Raw genomic sequence first — 17,176 nt, 5'->3', positions numbered from 1 at the left:
CCCTAGCTGTGCGTCCTTCGGCGGCCGATCGGCCGCCTTTTTTTATCAGCCCGTCGGCTGGCCTCGCCGCATCCCCCCCCCCACGCTGGCGGTCCGTCCGCCCCGATTGATCCACGGCGGACGTCAACGGGAATTCCGCCGGATGAGACGATCGGGGGGGGGTGTGAGTTACGGTATAATTTCGATTTTGAAATGACCCCGACGGGTGCCGCGCAACGCCCCCCACCTCATCCCAACGCCACTACAGGATCACCGATGTCTGATTACAATGCCGAGGACGTCCGCAACATTGCCTTGGTCGGTCATGCCGGATCCGGCAAGACTACGCTGGTCGAATCGCTGCTCGCGGCGACCGGCATGATCCCAACCGCCGGCAGCGTCACCAAAGGGACCACGGTGTGCGATTTCGACCCCATGGAGAAGGAGCTGCTCCACTCCCTGGACTCCTCCATCACCAGCTTCTCCGCCCAAGACAAGCACGTCAACCTCATCGACACCCCCGGCTACCCGGATTTCCTCGGGCGCGCCGTCTCCGTTCTCCCCGCGGTGGAGACGGCCGCCATCGTCATCAGCGCGCAGTCCGGCATCGAGCCGATGACACTGCGGATGATGAAGGCCGCGGACAACCGCAACCTCTGTCGCATCATCATCGTCAATCAGATCGATGCTCCCGAGGTCGATCTGGGTCAGCTCACCGAGCAGATCCGCGAGACCTTCGGCGCGGAATGCCTGCCGATCAACCTGCCCGCGGACGGCGGCAAGCGGGTCATCGACTGTTTCTTCCAACCCAGCGGCGACGGCGCCGATTTCTCCTCCGTTGAAGAGGCCCACAACCGGATCATTGATCAGGTGGTCGAGGTCGACGAGGCGCTGATGGAGATCTATCTCGAGCAGGGGCAAGAGCTCAGGCCCGAGCAGCTGCATGACCCGTTCGAGGCGGCGCTGCGCGAGGCACATCTGATTCCCATCTGCTTTGTATCAGCGGCGACCGGCGCCGGCATCGACGCACTGGTCGAGATCATCACACGTCTGATGCCGAACCCTTCCGAAGGGAACCCCCCGCCTTTCCTGAAGGGCGAAGGCGCCACCATGTCCCCGGTGACCGTGCGTCCCGATCCGACTCTGCATGCCGTCGCCCACGTCTTCAAGATCATCAACGATCCCTTCCGCGGCAAGCTCGGGATCTTCCGCATACACCAGGGCCGGATCACCGCGCAAAGCCAGCTCTTCATCGGCGACGCCCGTAAGCCCTTCAAGGTGAACCATCTGTTCCGACTCCATGGCGCCGAGCTCACCGAGGTGCCCGAAGGCGTCCCCGGCGACATCCTGGCCGTCGCGCGGGTCGACGAGATCCACTTCGACGCCGTGCTCCACGACTCGCACGACGAGGACCATCACCACCTCTCCAGTCTCGAGTGCCCGGTTCCCTTGTTCGGACTTGCCATCCACACGAGCAAACGGGGCGATGAGCAGAAGCTGACCGACGCATTGCACAAACTGGAGTCCGAGGACCCCTGCTTCCATGTCGAGCACAACGCCGCTGCGAACGAGACCGTCATGCGGGGACTCGGCGAGTTGCATCTGCGCGTCCTGCTACGGCGCCTCTCGGAGCAGTATCATGTCGATGTCGAGACCCACCCCCCCAGCATCCCCTATCGAGAGACCATTACCGCACCGGCCGAAGGGCATCACCGTCACAAAAAACAGACCGGAGGAGCCGGCCAGTTCGGGGAAGTCTATCTGCGGGTCGAGCCCTTGGAGCGGGGTGCCGGGTTCGAGTTCGTCGACGCCATCGTCGGCGGCGTGATCCCGGGCAACTTCATCCCCTCCATCGAGAAGGGCGTGCGACAGGTGCTCGAAGAGGGCGCCATCGCCGGCTACCCGATGCACGACATTCGCGTCACCGTGTACGACGGGAAGTTCCACCCGGTCGACTCCAAAGACATCGCATTTGCGACCGCCGGACGCAAGGCGTTCATCGATGCAGTCGAGAAGGCCCGTCCCGTTCTGCTCGAGCCGATCGTCAAGATCCGGATCACCGCCCAGGGGACCGCCATGGGTGATCTCGCGGGTGATCTCTCCACCCGGCGCGGTCGCATCAACGGAAGCGATAGCAAGAGCCGCGGGCGGATCGTGATCGAAGGCGAGGTGCCGCTCGCGGAGCTCGACGGCTATGACGCACGCCTCAAGGCCCTCACTGGCGGCGAGGGGACCTACAGCATCGAGCTCAGCCATTACGACACGGTGCCGGCGGCGATCCAGAAGCAGCTCTCCGAAGCCTACCACCGGACCGACGACTGATCGGTTGAACCCACCGGGGCCACGCGCCCCGGTCGTCTTTCCCGCCCATTTCCCGCATCCGGGCCGCGTCGTCTGGTCCGCCCGGTCGCGCTGCTGCGTCCACATCCTTGTCGAGCCGCGCGCATCCGCCCGGCGAGCCGGGTTATCGACGGGAGGTGCATCATCGTAACCCCGTCAAGCACCCTCCCATTGATGACCTGAATTCTTAGCATTGCGTGCTCGCGGCGCTGATATACTTCGCGCTTTGCCCGTCTCGACCGCCTTCCGGGAAGCATCATGACCAACAAGCCCGATATCGATCCTCAAGAGACGCAGGAATGGCTCGATTCGCTCGAGGCCGTGCTCGAGAACGAGGGCGTCGAGCGCGCCCATTTTCTGCTGGAGCGGCTGATCGACAAGGCACGCCGCTCGGGGGCCTACCTGCCCTTCACCGCCAATACCGCCTACGTCAACACCATACCGGTCCAACAGCAGGAGCGGTTTCCCGGCGATCGCGCGATGGAGCGGCGCATCCGCTCGTTCGTGCGCTGGAATGCCATGGCGATGGTGGTCCAGGCCAACCGCCTCTCGACCGAGCTGGGCGGCCACATTTCGAGCTTCGCCTCCTCGGCGACCCTGATCGATGTCGGCTACAACCATTTCTTTCATGCCCGCACCAGGGATCATGGCGGGGACCTGATCTTCTTTCAGGGTCATGTGGCCCCCGGGATCTATGCGCGCGCCTTTCTCGAGGGACGCATCAGCGAGGAGCAGCTCTATAACTTCCGTCAGGAGGTGGACGGCAACGGGCTGTCCTCCTACCCCCATCCCTGGCTGATGCCGAGCTTCTGGCAGTTCCCGACCGTGTCGATGGGGCTGGGACCCATCATGGCGATCTACCAAGCGCGCTTCATGCGCTACCTGAACGATCGCGGGCTGGTCAATACCACCGGCCGCAAGGTCTGGGCCTTCCTCGGCGACGGTGAGATGGATGAGCCTGAGTCGCTCGGCGCCATCTCGTTGGCGGCCCGCGAGCGCCTGGATAATCTCGTCTTCGTCGTCAACTGCAACCTGCAGCGCCTGGACGGACCCGTGCGCGGCAATGGCAAGATCATCCAGGAGCTGGAGGCGGTCTTCCGCGGGGCCGGGTGGGACGTGATCAAGGTCGTCTGGGGCAGCTACTGGGACCCTCTGCTCGCCCGCGACAAGCAAGGGCTGCTGCTCAAGCGGATGGAGGAGTGTGTAGACGGCGACTACCAGGCCTATAAGGCCAAGGGCGGCGCCTACACCCGCGAGCATTTCTTCGGCAAGTACCCGGAGCTCAAGGACATGGTCGCGAACATGACCGACGAGGACATCTGGCGGCTCAACCGCGGCGGACATGACCCGGTAAAGGTCTACGCCGCCTATGCGGCAGCCAGCAGGGCCAGCGGAAAACCAACAGTGATTCTCGCAAAGACCGTCAAGGGGTACGGGATGGGTGTCGCCGGGGAGGGAATGAATATCACCCACTCCCAGAAAAAGATGGGCGAGACCCACCTCAAGGCCTTCCGCGACCGTTTCAATATCCCGATCTCCGACGACCAGATCGGCGCCGCACCCTTCTACAGGCCGCCGCAGGACAGTCCGGAGATTCAGTACATGCACGAGGTTCGCGAGCGGCTGGGAGGGTTTCTTCCCGCCCGACAGGACGCGGCTCCCCCGCTCACGGTGCCTGGGCTGGACGCCTTCAAGCCCCTGTTGGAGGGAAGCGGGGACAAGGAGATGTCGACCACCATGGCCCTCGTACGCCTGATGACGATCCTGGTGCGCGACAAACAGATCGGTCCCTACCTGGTGCCGATCGTTCCGGACGAGGCGCGCACCTTCGGCATGGAGGGGATGTTCCGCCAGCTCGGCATCTACTCCTCGATCGGTCAGCTCTACGAGCCCGTGGATGCGGATCAGGTGATGTACTACCGCGAGGATAAGAAGGGGCAGATCCTGCAGGAAGGCATCAACGAGGCCGGCGCCATGTCATCCTGGATCGCGGCAGCCACCGCCTACGCCAATCACGGGCAGAGCATGATCCCCTTCTACATCTACTACTCCATGTTTGGTTTCCAGCGCATCGGGGACCTGGCATGGGCAGCCGGCGACATGCAGGCCAGGGGATTCCTCATCGGAGGGACCGCGGGGCGGACCACCTTGGCCGGCGAGGGCCTGCAGCACCAGGATGGTCACAGCCTGCTGGTCGCCTCGACCATCCCGAACTGTATCGCCTACGATCCGGCCTACGCCTACGAGCTTGTGGTCATCGTTCAGGACGGTCTGCGCCGCATGTATGAGGAACAGGAGAGCTGCTTCTACTACATCACGGCGATGAACGAAAACTATCCCCAGCCGCCCCTCCCCGCGGGGGCCGAGACCGGGATCCTCAAAGGCATGTACCCGGTCCACCAGGGCGAGGATTACACGCATCGGGTGCAGCTCCTCGGCGCGGGAACCATCCTGCGCGAGGTCCTGGCCGGCGCCGAGCTTCTCGCCAAGGACTTCGATATCGGCGCCGACGTCTGGAGCGTGACCAGTTTCAACGAGCTCAGACGGGAAGGCATCGACGTCGAGCGCTGGAATATGCTTCACCCCGATCAGCCGCAGCGGACCAACCATGTCGAGGCACAGCTGGCCGGGACCCGCGGCCCGATCATCGCGGCCACGGACTATGTCCGGACCTATGCCGACCAGATCCGCCCCTATGTCCCGCGGCGCTATCTGGTGTTGGGCACGGACGGTTTCGGTCGGAGCGACATGCGCAGCCAACTCAGGAAGTTCTTTGAGGTCAACCGTTATTTTGTCGCCGTCGCCGCGCTCAAGGCATTGGCCGACGATGGCGAAATCCCGACCGCGACGGTCTCCGAGGCCATTCGGAAATACCGCATCGACCCGGAAAAACCCAACCCGGTGACGATTTGAGGCACCCGATAAACCAGAGGCCCAGGAGGACAGAGCGTGGCAACCGTCGAAGACATCCTGCTGCCCGACATCGGTGACTTCTCCGAGGTTGAGGTCATCGAGGTCCTGGTCGCACCCGGCGACCGGATCCAAGCCGAGCAGTCATTGCTGACCTTGGAGAGCGACAAGGCGACCATCGAGATCCCCTCTCCGAAAGGGGGTATCGTCCGGGAGATCAAGACCAAGGTCGGCGACCGCATCAGCCAGGGCGACGCCGTCCTGGCGCTGGAGACCGACCAAGAGCCAGCGACCCAGTCGGAGGCGGCTGCAACCCCCTCAGCAAACCGGACCGCGGAAGCAGCAGCTCCGGAACAGCCCCGGGCCGACCGGCAGACGCCCGAGCCGCGCGGCCCCCTGCCCCGCGCAGCCTCCGGCGAGAGCATCTCAGTTGTCCTGCCGGATATCGGCGACTTCTCTGACATACCCGTGGTCGAGGTGCTCGTCGGCCCGGGCGATCGCATCCAGGTCGACCAGTCGCTGCTGACCTTGGAGAGCGACAAGGCGACCATGGAGATCCCGTCCCCGAGCGCCGGCGTCGTCGAGGAGCTGGCGGTCAAGCTAGGCGACACCCTAAACCAGGGCGACCTGATCCTGACGCTGCGCAGCGACGCGCCCGGCGAGACCAAAGGGGTCGCAGAGGCGCTCGAGCGGATGCGGACGACCACGCCGGAGGAGCTCGAGGCATCCCAAGCGCCGGCGGCCACCCCCAAGCCGGCGTCCGGTCGGGAGGGGCGGACCCGGGCACCAGGCGAGCCGGAGCGCCGCCCCGCGCCCGTGCTTCCGCGTCCGGAGGACATGGCCGCCATCGCCAAAGGCCGCAAGCCGCACGCGAGCCCGGCCGTGCGACGCTTTGCCCGGGAGCTCGGTGTCGACCTCGCGCAGGTGAAGGGTTCCGGGCCGAAAGGCCGCGTCGTCAAGGAAGACGTGCAGGGATTCGTGAAACAGTCCCTCGCGCAAGGCGTCGAGCCAGGCGCGGGGGCCGCACTCCCCTTTGCACTCCCCGCGTCCCCGGAGATCGATTTCGCCAAGTTCGGTGCGGTCGAGGTCACCGAGCTCCCGCGCATCAAGAAGCTCAGCGGTCGCCACCTTCACCGATGCTGGCTCTCGGTGCCTCATGTCACGCAGCTCGACGAGGCGGACATCACCGCGTTGGAGTCGTTCCGCAACGAGCAGAAGGCCCAAGCCGCTGCCAGAGGCATCAAGCTGACCTTTCTCCCCTTTCTGCTCAAGGCGGTGGCAACCAGCCTGACCCGGATGCCGATCCTCAAGGCATCACTGAGCGGCGATGGTGAGCAGCTGATTCTCAAGCACTTCACCCATATCGGTGTCGCGGTCGACACGCCTCAGGGCCTGGTCGTCCCGGTGGTGCGAGACGTTGACAAGAAAGGGATCTACGCGCTGGCGGAGGAACTGGCCGACCTCAGCGACAAGGCGCGCGCTGGAAAGCTACTGCCAGGCGACATGCAAGGCGGCTGTTTTTCCATCTCCAGCCTCGGCGGCATCGGCGGGACCGCCTTTACGCCCATCGTCAATGCGCCGGAGGTCGCCATCCTCGGGGTATCACGCGCGGCGACCAAGCCGATCTGGGACGGGCGTGAGTTCGCGCCGCGCCTGATGCTGCCGTTGGCACTGTCCTACGACCACCGGGTCGTGGACGGAGCGGACGGGGCCCGCTTCACCACCCTGCTCGGGGAGCTGCTCGGAGACATCCGCCAGTTGCTGCTCTGACGGGACGCCGGCTGACCGCCATCGATGGCGAACAGCGACACACAGCCTGAACAGGCGGTTTCCAGTCTGCTGCGTCTTCGACCGCTCAGGCGCGTGACAAGGCAAGCACATCCCTGTGCCGCGGAAGACAACCGATTCTCGACCATTTCCCTATGAGGCTGTTGGGATCCGAGATGTTCGTTCGATGCCACCCCAGCGCAATGCAGTGAAACGGGCTGCCCGTTTCGCGTCACATCGCGCTTTCGACTAGCATTGAACCTCATCGCTTTCATCATTGCTTGGCCGTAGCGGCCCCAGAGACGAATCACACCATGAGCGATAGCAGCGACGACAGCATCGAGGTCAGGGTCCCGGCGGACGAGTCTTCCAGCAGGACCGCTGCGAGCAGCGGGCAAGAGATCGTGACCGAGGTCGTCGTCCTCGGCGCCGGCCCAGGCGGCTACACCGCGGCATTCCGGGCCGCGGACCTCGGAAAGAAGGTGATCCTGATCGAGCGCTACGACAAACTCGGCGGCGTCTGCCTGAACGTCGGCTGCATCCCCTCCAAGGCCCTGCTTCACACCGCCGCCATCCTCGAGGAGGCCAAGACCCTCAGCGACATGGGCGTGACCTTCGGGGAGCCACGGATCGACCTCGAGAAGATGCGCGCGGGAAAGGATCGGGTCGTCGCTAAGCTCACCGGCGGCCTCGCCGCCATGGCAAGACAGCGCCGTGTCGAGGTCGTGCAGGGCACCGGCCGATTCGAGGCGCCCAACCGGATCGGGGTCGAGACGCGCAGCGGTCACACCCGGATCCTCTTCGACCACTGCGTCATCGCCTGCGGATCCTCACCCCTGAAGATCCCCGGCTTCCCGCACGACGACCCGCGTGTCATGGACTCCACGGACGCCCTGGAGATCGAGGGCGTCCCGCCACGGCTCTTGATCGTGGGCGGCGGGATCATCGGCCTCGAGATGGCGAGCGTCTACAGCGCACTGGGCTCGAGCGTCGAGGTCGTCGAGCTCCAACGCCAGTTGATGCCCGGCTGCGACATCGACCTGGTGCGCGCGCTCGAGAAGGTGATTAAGAAGCGCTACGAGGGAATCCGGCTGGACACCAAGGTCGCGCAGATGAGTGCAACCTCCGAGGGCATCCATGTCGTCTTCGAGGGGAAGACGCCGGGCGAAGAGACCTACGACAAGGTCCTGGTCGCGGTCGGCCGCCGACCCAACGGCAAGCTCATCCATGCCGAGGCTGCGGGCGTCGAAGTCGACCAGCACGGATTCATCAAGGTCGACGCCCATATGCGGACCAACGTCCCCAACATCTTCGCGATCGGCGACGTGGTCGGCGGTCCGATGCTCGCCCACAAGGCGACCCACGAGGCCAAGGTTGCCGCCGAAGTCATCGCCGGGATGCCCGCCCTCTTCGACCCCATGACGATCCCGTCGGTCGCCTACACCGACCCCGAGGTCGCGTGGATGGGACTGACCGAGTCCGATGCCAAGGCCAAGGGCATCGCCTACGAAAAGGGCGTCTTTCCCTGGGCGGCAAGCGGCCGGGCGCTCGGCATCCACCGGGACGAGGGCCTGACGAAGTTGCTGTTCGATCCCGAGACCAAGCGTATCCTGGGCGCTGGGATCGTGGGACCCAACGCCGGCGAGCTGATCGGCGAGACGGTACTGGCGCTCGAGATGGGGGCGGACATGGAAGACATCTGTCTCACCGTTCATCCGCATCCGACCTTGAACGAGACCATCGGCCTGGCCGCTGAGATGGCCCATGGCACCATCACTGACCTTCTCCCGCAACGGAAACGCTGATCTTGCGTGGGAGGGCCTTGACTCGCGGTCATCCGAGCCGTCTGCGCCGAACCCGTCAGATTCGACCGATTTAAAGTCGCATAGCTGACCTATGGAACAAGAAATCGGGCGGAAATGGGCCGCTCTCCCCGCCGTCGCAGCAGATCGGCCTCAAGGCCGACAGGCTCCCAGGATGGCCACTCATCATCGCCTTCAGGCTCCGGCTGCCGGCTTGCGGTTTAACGCGTCGCGCCGCAGAAATCCAGGCAACTCTGTAGGGTCTGGAACGGGACGCGTCCCCGACAGCCACCATAGGTAAACGCCTTGCAGCGATCGTCCCGGTAGTCGTAATAGAACCGGACCTGGCTCGCACGGCAGGGACCCCGATCGGGTTTGTCCAAACAAGCCACCGGCAACTGATCGGCCGACCTGAACGTGTGACTGCTACTGCATCCCGCCAACATCAACACCAGCGCCGCTATCGAGACGATCTCGAGTCGCCTTCGGGCAAAATTGCGCATTGAAGCTCGTCCTCCTTGACGCCTGCCGGCCCCCGACCGACCCGTGATGACGCCCCGAATCCCGGATGCAGCCACAGACCTACGGGCTGAGCGCACCTGCCCTTTCCGGACTCCACGCTCTCCATGATCGCGAGAGCGGCATCCGATCTCTGAGGGCGCAGCGCCTCTCCGTGGCCGTTATCCGGGATCTTGGTTCTAGGAGCCTACCCAATCCGCTGGAGCCCGGCCAGACGCCCTCCGGACCTCCGCACCCGTCGGCGCATGCTTCCACCAATCGCGGTGCCGAAACTCGCTGCAATCCTTCGCCATGATGTGTTCCTTTCCGTCGCGCTTGAAGCCCCACCCTTTGACCCTCGGGCCATGCAGGAAGAGTGTCCAGGCGGGGACGTCGTCTCGCAACAGGACCCGATGATAGACTCGGCCACGCAGTAGGTTGACGCGTCCAGGACCGAGGAAACGCGTCCGGGTCCGGCCGGAATCACCGTCGATGCCGCGAATCTCCTCGTAGCCGCCGCTGAGCACCCAGCTCGCGGCATGCCCCCAGGGATGGTCGTGAAGACCCCGGTCAGGGTCCGAATCGACGAAGCGATGCAGGTAGAGGTGCCATCCGAAGGCGCCGACGAGATAGTACCGTTCCAGGTAGGGCTCACCGCCCTCGCCCTCGATCAGGCGACAGGGCCGACACGCACTGATCCATTCTAGCAGGGTTTTGATCACGTCCGTCTCAAGGTCAAATCGTGGCTCGTGACGACATTGTACGAGCCAGATGACTCAAAACGTGAGCCCTGAGTGTCGGACGAAAAAAGGGACGCAAAGCGCCCCTTCACGAGCTCAACCGGGACTCGGTTGATCAGGCGTCCAAGTTGTCCAGTGCCTTTTGGAAACGGTTCGCATGCGAGCGCTCGGCCTTAGCCAGCGTCTCGAACCAGTCGGCGACTTCGTCGAATCCTTCGTCACGGGCGGTCTTCGCCATGCCCGGATACATGTCGGTGTACTCGTGGGTCTCCCCCGCGATCGCGGCACGGAGGTTGTCACCGGTCGCCCCGATCGGCAGTCCCGTGGCCGGATCGCCGACAGCTTCCAGGTACTCCAGATGGCCGTGGGCGTGACCGGTCTCCCCTTCGGCAGTCGACCGGAACACGGCGGCGACGTCGTTGTATCCCTCGACATCCGCCTTTGCGGCGAAATAGAGGTAGCGGCGATTCGCCTGCGATTCGCCCGAGAACGCCTCTTTCAGACTTTGCTCGGTCTTACTGCCCTTCAGATCCATGATGATCTCCTCGTGTCAAGATGGCCATGATCTAATGTGACCATGCATTGGTAAGTATTCATACAGGATACAACATAGGCGTCTCGGCGCCGATCCAGAAATTGTTTGTTCCAATGGCCGCGATAGTCTGCTTTGATGAGCGTCACGCCGCAAATCTGTGAACGGCTTCAGAGCACGCGGCGCGTCGGACTGGTAAAAGATTACATCCCGGCGAGATTTCGGCAGACTTGAGCGGCTGTCACGATGCGGCCGCTGATTCCCAACCGCGCTCGGCTGAGAAATGTCCGCTGCAGAAGCGTGTTGCGCCCGGGTGCGATGCGTCGATCGCGCCCGAGCGTAAGTCGCGACGGCGAGCCATCGCGGGCGCTGTTGCAAGGAATCGCAATGCTGCCATCGGATGCGAGAGGCATGCATCGCGGCGGAAAATCCAGATGTGAGGGGTAGTTCACTCTCCGGGACGCGCCCGCGCACAACCCGAGCACCCGGAGACCCTTATGTCTGTCTCGGTCAGCCCTCCGCGAACGCCCACCGACGCCTTGCCGCGCGAGGAGACGGGCCAGCGCAAAGAAGCTCCGGAATGTGTCCGACTGGTGCAACTGACCGATCTGCACCTATTCGCAAGGCCGGACGCCCGGCTGCTCGGAGTCATGACGCGGCACAGCTTCGAGGCCGTCCTGAAGTTGGCGCTGTCGCAGTCAGTGCCTGCCGGTGCACTGGTACTGACCGGCGATCTGGTCCACGACGAATCCGCCGAGGGCTATCGCTCCCTGCGCCAGGCGCTCGATTCCACAGGACTTGCCTACTACTGCATCCCCGGCAACCATGACTCGCCCCCCATGATGGAGACGTGGCTCGGTGCCGCTGCGGTTGGGGCGGTCGCCACCCGGAGACTCGGTGCCTGGGGTCTGGTCTTCCTCGATTCGACCCACCCCGGACGTGACAGCGGACGGCTCGGAGACGCTCGGCTGGCGGCGCTCGATCGCGCACTCTCGGTCGATCGATCGCCTACGGCCATCTTTCTCCATCAGCATCCGGTGCCGGTGGAGAGCGCCTGGATGGACACAATGGCGGTCGAGGACGGTGAGGCGCTGCTCGCAATCTGCGACCGCCATCCTCAGGTCAAGGCCGTGGTCTGCGGCCATATCCACCAGGAGCTCGAGAGACAACGCGGAGGTTATCGCATCCTCGGGACCCCCTCCACATGCGTCCAGTTCACGCCGGGAAGCGTCGACTTCGCGATCGACGAGCGCCCGCCCGGCTATCGCGAGATCCGGCTCTTCACGGATGGCCGGCTCCAGAGTGAGGTCGTGCGCCTGGCCGACTACGCAGAGCAGGCGAATCAGGCCGAAGCCGGCTAGCAAGCGGCTCGGGCGGACCGGCCGCTTTCAGTCGCTGCGAGCGCATGGACGTGAAAGAGACCGGAGTCCTCGCTTCGCGCCCCGGGCGGCTGATGATTGCCAGGGTCGCAAGGGAACAAGGGCATGGCTGCGCCCAGCCGAACGCTCCTGCTGCCGCTCAGTCGATCGCGAATCCGCCGTGGTGATGATAGTCCAGCGGCTCGCAGGCGACCCCGGTGACCTCGGCTCCCGCCGGACCGGTCCGGAGCCAATCCCGCAACTGGCTCACACCACCCGGCTCACCACACGCGACGACCTCCAACCGCCCGTCGGGGAGGTTGCGCGCATAGCCGGTCAGGCCCAGGCGCATGGCCTGCTCCCGGGCCGATGCGCGAAAGAACACACCCTGAACGCGACCGCCGACAACACAGCGATAGCAGATTCGATGCTCGATCTGATGCTCATCCATTGTCTGCTCCCCGGGAAGAGGCCTGCATGGCGCTAGGGTCCAGGTTCTCGGCGGCGCGCCTCACTCGCTGGCCGCCTGGCGCTCGCGTTTGTAAACCTGGAAGGTGCTGTCTTTGTAGCGCCCCTGCACCACATATTCGCCGAGCCACATGAACTCCGTCGCATCGCCCGTCGCACCGGTGAACCTCGCCACCAGGTTGCCGTCGAGGTCGAAGAAGGCGAACACCGGAGTCGCTCGAACCCGGAAGGACTTCAGGGCAAAATCCTTCTGAGGCATGACCTGTCCGGCGAAGTCGTGGATCTCCACATCGCCCTCGATATCGACCGGGAAGATCATGAAGTGCTGTCTGAAGTAATCCTGCACCTCGGGTTGATTGAGCACGGTGGTCTTCATGCGCTGACAAAAGGGGCATTCGTCCATCTCGAACATGAGCAGAATGCCTTTCTTGCCCGCTGCGCGCGCGTTCTGGAGCTCCTCGGCGAAATCGCCGAAGGTGGGATCGAAAAAATACTGGCCGGGATCCCGGCTCGCTGCGGAGAGACTGGTCGCCGCGAGCAGAAATAGCGCGAATGTCAAGCGGAACAGCCCCCGTTCGAAGGCGCGTCGCACGTGCCTCATGCTGATGTTACCTCCAAAGTGTGTCGGAATCGGCAGCCTTCGGCGCCGAGATCGGACGATTCTCAACAGTTCGGCTCGGCAGATCAATGAGTGTTCTGGGTCGGATGCCGGCACGTCCGGCGTTCGCGGGTCGAAAGGGCGCGATTCCGGCGGAACGCCAACCGGGTCAGACGGCGGGGAGGCGCCTTTTCGGAGTGGCCGATGCAGAGGCCCCGGGTGCTAGACTATCGTCCCACCGGCGGCACCCGATCCGCTCAGAGTCCCCGCCTTGATCCCGAGCGACCCCGTCTCGGCGCTCTGCTGAGGAGACGCATTCGCAATGAGCTACATACTGATCCTTTACTACAGCCGCTATGGTGCCACCGGCGAGATGGCCCATCATGTCGCCCGGGGCGTCGAGGCCGGCGGTTTGCAGGCCCGGCTGCGCACCGTACCCCCCGTCTCCGCGGTCTGCGAGGCGACCGAAGAGGGCATTCCCGAGTCCGGAGCACCCTATGCCGATCTCGGAGACTTGCGCGACTGCGCCGGACTCGCGGTCGGGAGCCCCACACGTTTCGGCAACATGGCGGCACCCATGAAGTATTTCCTCGATGGCACGAGCAGTCTCTGGCTGTCGGGGGCGCTGTCGGGCAAACCCGCCGGCGTCTTCACCTCCACGTCAAGCCTTCACGGAGGCCAGGAGGCAACCCTCATCAGCATGATGATCCCCCTACTCCACCATGGCATGCTGGTGATGGGACTCCCTTACAGTCAGGCGGACCTGCTTCACACCCGCTCCGGCGGCACGCCCTACGGACCTTCGCACCTGGCCGGCCCAGAGAGCGCGCTGCCGATCACGGACGAGGAGAAACGCCTCTGCATTGCGTTGGGTCAACGGCTCGCGGAGACCGCCTCCGCGCTGGCGCGTCGATCCGACTGAAGGCAGCGACCACGGCGACCCGGCCAATCGGATCGGCTGAGCCTTGATCGGTCACCCCAACCAACTGACGCTCCCCATCGAGTTGATCCGGGAGCCCACCCTGGCGGACTATCGGCCGGGACCGAATGCGGAGGCGTCGGCCGCGGTCAGGGCCCAGGCGGATGGGTCGGGCGAGCCGGTCCTTTATCTCTTCGGCGGCCCGGCGACAGGAAAGACCCATCTGCTGCAGGCGGCTTGTCGCGCCTCGACCGGCGTGGGCAGGACGGCTCAATACATCCCGCTGGCGCTCTCCGGCTTGATGCCCTCGATGCTCGAAGACCTCGAGACCCGGGACCTCCTGGCGCTTGACGATCTCGACACCATTGGGGGCCGTCCTGATTGGGAATTGGCCGTGTTCAACCTCTTCAATCGGGCGCGTGCTCGCGGTTGCGCACTTCTGATTGCCGCGACCTCGGGCCCAGATGAGCTGGGTATCGGACTGCCGGATCTGCGCTCCCGTCTGCAGTGGGGTCCCCGCTACTGCCTGCTGCCGCTGAGCGATCCGGACTGCGAGACGTTGCTGATTGAGGTCGCAGCGAGGCTCGGCATGCGGCTCGCGCACGAGACGGCGCGATACATCATGAACAACTGTGCGCGCGATCCAGCCTCGCTCGTCGAGCTGATGATTCGAATCGACCGGGCGAGCCTGCGTGAGCGGCGCCAACCGAGTATTCCACTGGTGCGCCAGGTCATCCGTGGGGAGATCTGATCGGGATCAGTCCTCCCTCCAACCGCGCATCCGCGCCTTGCGACCCCAGATCCAGACATACTGGGCACCACTCACGACGACGGTCACAAGACACACCCAGATCGTCGTCTCGATCAGGGCAGCGGGAAGCGGAAACGGGCCGGAATCCATGATCACCATGACCACCAGAAGGATCTGCAGCAGTGTGTTGAGCTTGCTCATGGGGATCGGGGCCGCCTCGACCGCCTCGACCCGATAGTTGTAGAGCACCGCCCCGCCGACGATGATGAGATCCCGAAGGACCACCGCCAGCACCAGCCACACCGGCACCAACCCGAGCCACCCCAGCACCAGGAAACTGCAGATCAGCAGAGTCTTGTCGGCGAGCGGGTCGAGGATGCCTCCCAACCGACTGCGCCACCCATAGTGCCTGGCCAGGAAGCCATCCAATCCGTCCGAAACCCCGGCCACGGCAAACAGGACCAGCGCCCACCCGAATTCACGGGACAGCAGCAGGTAGACGATCGGCGCCACAGCAATCAGTCGCAGCACGCTGATCAGATTCGGAAGGTCCTTGCTCTCCACGGCTCGGCTCCAGTCGTCGCATGGCGGCCCCACCCTCGATGCTAGTCCGGTCGCTCTCGCCTGTACAAGGTGCCTGGCGCGTATTCGGGTCTCCCACCGACTGTTAGAATGGAAAGGTTGATCCCGTCCATGGAGCTCGAGCGTGACGCAGGATTTCGACCGTTCGCCATCCGCAGCCCTCCGCTATCGCGACGCCGGCGTCGACATCGACGCCGGCGCCCGACTCGTGGAGCGCATCAAGCCGCTCGCCGCCGCCACCTTCCGTCCCGGGGTGATCACCGGGCTGGGCGGCTTCGGGGCGCTATTCGAGCTCCCGCCGGGCGATTACAGGCAGCCGGTGCTCGTCTCTGGGACGGACGGCGTCGGCACGAAGCTCAGGCTGGCGATCGAGTTGCAGCGTCACGACAGCATCGGGATCGATCTGGTCGCCATGTGCGCGAACGACATCCTCGTCAGCGGTGCCGAGCCTCTCTTCTTCCTTGACTATTACGCCACCGGGCACTTGGACCTGGATGTCGCCAGTTCCGTCGTCGCTGGGATCGCCCGCGGCTGCGAGCTGGCGGGGTGCGCATTGACCGGGGGCGAGACAGCCGAAATGCCCGGGATGTACGCCGGCGGAGACTATGATCTCGCGGGATTCTGTGTCGGGATTGTCGAGAAGAGCGATCTGATCCTCCCGGAGCGCGTCCAACCGGGCGACGTCCTGATCGGACTCGCATCGTCGGGACCACACTCCAACGGCTACTCCCTGATCCGTAAGGTGATCGAGGTGAGCGGTGCGGACCTGGCCGAGGAGATGGATGGGGTCAGCCTGGGGGAGCAGTTGCTGGCACCGACGCGCATCTATGTTGGATCGGTGCTGCCGCTGACGCGGCGCGTCCGGGTGCACGCCCTGGCCCACATCACCGGGGGCGGGCTAACGGAGAATCTGCCGCGGGTGCTTCCCGGGGACACCCGGGCGATCCTCGACCTCGGAAGCTGGTCCCGGCCGCCGCTGTTCGACTGGATCCGGGCCCAGGGCGGGATCCCCGAATCGGAGATGTTGCGGACCTTCAACTGCGGGATCGGGATGGTGATCGCGGTCGGCACGGAGGACCAAGACCGGACACTCGAGCAGCTCCGCGCCTGCGGTGAGGAGGCATGGGTCATCGGCCGGATCGAATCGGCCCGGGGACCGGCGACCGTCAGCTTCCGAGGCGCGATCGGCGATGCCTGATGGCGGACACCTGCGCGTCGTCGTCTTGATCTCGGGTGGCGGCAGCAACCTGCAGGCATTGATGGATCAGCAGACAAAGGGCCTGCCGATCGAGATCGTTGCCGTGATCAGTAATCGGCCCGACGCCTACGGTCTCGAGCGGGCGCGACGACAAGGCATCCCGACCGAGGTGCTCGATCACCGGAGGTATGACAGTCGCGAGCCCTACGAGGCTGATCTGCAGGGGTTGATCGACCGCTATCGCCCCGGCCTGGTGGTCTTGGCCGGATTCATGCGCATTCTCACGCCCCGGCTCGTCGGTCACTACCTGGGTCGGATGCTCAACATCCACCCCTCGCTTCTGCCGAAATTCCGCGGATTGCACACCCATCAGCGTGCACTGGATGCCGGCGAGCGCGAGCACGGGGCAAGCGTGCATTTCGTGACGGCGGAGCTCGACGGCGGGCCAGTCATCATCCAGGCCCGCCTCCCGATCCGTTCGGGCGAGGATGCCGCATCCCTGGCGGCACGCGTGCTGACGCAGGAGCACATCATCTATCCGCGGGCCGTGGGCTGGTTCGCGCAAGGCCGCCTGCGCCTGGGAGACGATGGTCTGCCCTGGCTGGACGGTGCGCCCCTCTTGTCGCCCGTCGTGATCGAGGCCAGCTCGGCTGGCGAGCGCCGCGAGGTCTGAGCGGGCAAGGGCGGGTTTGCCCCCCAGGACCCGGCTCTGATGCGGCCGCCCTGCCGGTTTG

15 protein-coding genes are annotated in these 17,176 nt (G+C 64.7%); 9 read left to right on the top strand and 6 right to left on the bottom strand.

Annotated features, from left to right (window positions below):
• Window positions 1-255: 255 nt before the first annotated feature.
• The 4 genes from fusA (at window position 256) to lpdA (ending at window position 8,801) form a co-directional block, all read left to right on the top strand.
• Window positions 256-2,301 carry an elongation factor G gene (gene fusA / locus LJE61_RS12645; RefSeq protein ID WP_296911555.1) on the top strand — a complete coding sequence of 682 codons (2,046 nt, stop codon included), beginning with the start codon at window positions 256-258 and terminating at the stop codon, window positions 2,299-2,301.
• A 276-nt stretch (window positions 2,302-2,577) separates the two neighbouring features.
• Window positions 2,578-5,232: a pyruvate dehydrogenase (acetyl-transferring), homodimeric type gene (gene aceE, locus LJE61_RS12640; RefSeq protein WP_296911553.1), complete on the top strand. Its 2,655-nt coding sequence runs from the start codon at window positions 2,578-2,580 to the stop codon at window positions 5,230-5,232.
• Between the two features lie 36 nt (window positions 5,233-5,268).
• Window positions 5,269-6,999, top strand: a complete 1,731-nt coding sequence (gene aceF / locus LJE61_RS12635; protein WP_296918541.1) for a dihydrolipoyllysine-residue acetyltransferase — start codon at window positions 5,269-5,271, stop codon at window positions 6,997-6,999.
• Window positions 7,000-7,310: 311 nt separating this feature from the next.
• Window positions 7,311-8,801 (top strand): dihydrolipoyl dehydrogenase, encoded by a 1,491-nt coding sequence (lpdA, locus tag LJE61_RS12630; RefSeq protein WP_296911548.1) that lies wholly within the window; start codon window positions 7,311-7,313, stop codon window positions 8,799-8,801.
• A gap of 218 nt (window positions 8,802-9,019) precedes the next feature.
• Here lpdA and LJE61_RS12625 read toward each other — a convergent pair whose 3' ends face one another.
• The 3 genes from LJE61_RS12625 to LJE61_RS12615 form a co-directional block, all read right to left on the bottom strand.
• Window positions 9,020-9,244 carry a BPTI/Kunitz domain-containing protein gene (locus LJE61_RS12625; protein WP_296911597.1) on the bottom strand — a complete coding sequence of 75 codons (225 nt, stop codon included), beginning with the start codon at window positions 9,242-9,244 and terminating at the stop codon, window positions 9,020-9,022.
• Window positions 9,245-9,496: 252 nt separating this feature from the next.
• Complete coding sequence (locus LJE61_RS12620) at window positions 9,497-10,018, bottom strand: hypothetical protein (protein WP_296918539.1); 522 nt, start codon at window positions 10,016-10,018, stop codon at window positions 9,497-9,499.
• 133 nt (window positions 10,019-10,151) lie between these two features.
• A complete protein-coding gene (locus LJE61_RS12615; protein WP_296918537.1) occupies window positions 10,152-10,571 on the bottom strand; it encodes a rubrerythrin family protein in 420 nt (139 codons plus the stop codon).
• A 494-nt stretch (window positions 10,572-11,065) separates the two neighbouring features.
• Here LJE61_RS12615 and cpdA point away from each other — a divergent pair, with 494 nt between their 5' ends.
• Window positions 11,066-11,929 (top strand): 3',5'-cyclic-AMP phosphodiesterase, encoded by an 864-nt coding sequence (gene cpdA, locus LJE61_RS12610; protein WP_296909684.1) that lies wholly within the window; start codon window positions 11,066-11,068, stop codon window positions 11,927-11,929.
• A 157-nt stretch (window positions 11,930-12,086) separates the two neighbouring features.
• On the opposite strand, the gene LJE61_RS12605 is transcribed toward cpdA, so the two are convergent.
• Together LJE61_RS12605 and LJE61_RS12600 are read right to left on the bottom strand one after the other, a co-directional pair.
• The gene (locus LJE61_RS12605) at window positions 12,087-12,377 is read right to left on the bottom strand and encodes an acylphosphatase (protein ID WP_296909682.1); all 291 of its coding nucleotides are present in this window, start codon (window positions 12,375-12,377) and stop codon (window positions 12,087-12,089) included.
• Window positions 12,378-12,437: 60 nt separating this feature from the next.
• Window positions 12,438-12,995 carry a SoxW family protein gene (locus tag LJE61_RS12600; protein ID WP_296918535.1) on the bottom strand — a complete coding sequence of 186 codons (558 nt, stop codon included), beginning with the start codon at window positions 12,993-12,995 and terminating at the stop codon, window positions 12,438-12,440.
• Between the two features lie 319 nt (window positions 12,996-13,314).
• Here LJE61_RS12600 and wrbA point away from each other — a divergent pair, with 319 nt between their 5' ends.
• Together wrbA and hda are read left to right on the top strand one after the other, a co-directional pair.
• Complete coding sequence (wrbA, locus tag LJE61_RS12595) at window positions 13,315-13,914, top strand: NAD(P)H:quinone oxidoreductase (RefSeq protein WP_296918533.1); 600 nt, start codon at window positions 13,315-13,317, stop codon at window positions 13,912-13,914.
• Window positions 13,915-13,957: 43 nt separating this feature from the next.
• Window positions 13,958-14,662, top strand: a complete 705-nt coding sequence (hda, locus tag LJE61_RS12590; RefSeq protein WP_296918531.1) for a DnaA regulatory inactivator Hda — start codon at window positions 13,958-13,960, stop codon at window positions 14,660-14,662.
• 6 nt (window positions 14,663-14,668) lie between these two features.
• On the opposite strand, the gene LJE61_RS12585 is transcribed toward hda, so the two are convergent.
• Window positions 14,669-15,226 (bottom strand): CDP-alcohol phosphatidyltransferase family protein, encoded by a 558-nt coding sequence (locus LJE61_RS12585; protein ID WP_296909674.1) that lies wholly within the window; start codon window positions 15,224-15,226, stop codon window positions 14,669-14,671.
• Window positions 15,227-15,368: 142 nt separating this feature from the next.
• Between LJE61_RS12585 and purM the strand changes: the two genes are divergently transcribed.
• Window positions 15,369-16,442: a phosphoribosylformylglycinamidine cyclo-ligase gene (gene purM, locus LJE61_RS12580; RefSeq protein ID WP_296909672.1), complete on the top strand. Its 1,074-nt coding sequence runs from the start codon at window positions 15,369-15,371 to the stop codon at window positions 16,440-16,442.
• Complete coding sequence (gene purN, locus LJE61_RS12575) at window positions 16,435-17,115, top strand: phosphoribosylglycinamide formyltransferase (protein WP_296909670.1); 681 nt, start codon at window positions 16,435-16,437, stop codon at window positions 17,113-17,115. Before purM ends, purN begins: the two co-directional genes overlap by 8 nt.
• The last annotated feature ends 61 nt before the right edge of the window (window positions 17,116-17,176 follow it).

Source organism: Thiocapsa sp. (assembly GCF_022340925.1).
Classification (GTDB): Bacteria; Pseudomonadota; Gammaproteobacteria; order Chromatiales; family Chromatiaceae; genus Thiocapsa.
This window is presented reverse-complemented; position numbering and strand designations above follow the sequence as displayed.

Excerpts from the sequence above, each read along its gene's own strand:
- fusA (WP_296911555.1), top strand. The coding sequence starts at position 256 with ATGTCTGATTACAATGCCGAGGACGTCCGCAACATTGCCTTGGTCGGT.
- aceE (WP_296911553.1), top strand. The coding sequence starts at position 2,578 with ATGACCAACAAGCCCGATATCGATCCTCAAGAGACGCAGGAATGGCTC.
- lpdA (WP_296911548.1), top strand. The coding sequence starts at position 7,311 with ATGAGCGATAGCAGCGACGACAGCATCGAGGTCAGGGTCCCGGCGGAC.
- LJE61_RS12625 (WP_296911597.1), bottom strand. The coding sequence starts at position 9,244 with ATGTTGGCGGGATGCAGTAGCAGTCACACGTTCAGGTCGGCCGATCAG.
- LJE61_RS12615 (WP_296918537.1), bottom strand. The coding sequence starts at position 10,571 with ATGGATCTGAAGGGCAGTAAGACCGAGCAAAGTCTGAAAGAGGCGTTC.
- cpdA (WP_296909684.1), top strand. The coding sequence starts at position 11,066 with ATGTCTGTCTCGGTCAGCCCTCCGCGAACGCCCACCGACGCCTTGCCG.
- LJE61_RS12605 (WP_296909682.1), bottom strand. The coding sequence starts at position 12,377 with ATGGATGAGCATCAGATCGAGCATCGAATCTGCTATCGCTGTGTTGTC.
- LJE61_RS12600 (WP_296918535.1), bottom strand. The coding sequence starts at position 12,995 with ATGAGGCACGTGCGACGCGCCTTCGAACGGGGGCTGTTCCGCTTGACA.
- wrbA (WP_296918533.1), top strand. The coding sequence starts at position 13,315 with ATGAGCTACATACTGATCCTTTACTACAGCCGCTATGGTGCCACCGGC.
- purN (WP_296909670.1), top strand. The coding sequence starts at position 16,435 with ATGCCTGATGGCGGACACCTGCGCGTCGTCGTCTTGATCTCGGGTGGC.